Origin of the sequence: Clostridium sp. AM25-23AC (genome assembly GCF_003435125.1) — a bacterium.
Lineage (GTDB): Bacteria > Bacillota > Clostridia > Lachnospirales > Lachnospiraceae > Pilosibacter > Pilosibacter fragilis.
Genome location: NZ_QWGI01000052.1, coordinates 5,805 through 6,157, shown reverse-complemented (window position 1 = coordinate 6,157; position 353 = coordinate 5,805). Strand labels below are relative to the sequence as shown.

Annotated in this window: 1 protein-coding gene; it reads right to left on the bottom strand. The window is 44.2% G+C overall.

What is annotated here, in order from left to right; translation table 11 throughout:
• Positions 1–353: hypothetical protein (locus DW677_RS18575; RefSeq protein WP_347473204.1), on the bottom strand; the 353-nt coding region annotated here is incomplete at both ends.

Genomic DNA, 353 nt, shown 5'->3' with positions numbered 1-353 from the left:
ACAGCACCAGGAACGGATTCTTCATCTGCCTTATCTGTAGCAGGATACCAATCTATATTGGTCAACTGATTTGCTGCATCAATCTGTGCTGCATCCTCGCGAAACTCCCAAGTACTGTTCGCCTTAACTCTCGCAATATAGTATTTCCCTTCATTTCTTGAGCGCATCCATAGGAGGTCTCCTTCTTTCACATCCTCTACCATGCGGCATACACTGTCGAATGATTTGTACTGAGTTCTTGCCAGATTACAGTAATCCAAAAATGTATGTATCCCAGAACGTTCTGCCTGGGTTAATTCACGCAGACTCCATCCCATTGCTGCGACATGATTTTTCAAGCAATAGTCAGCAAC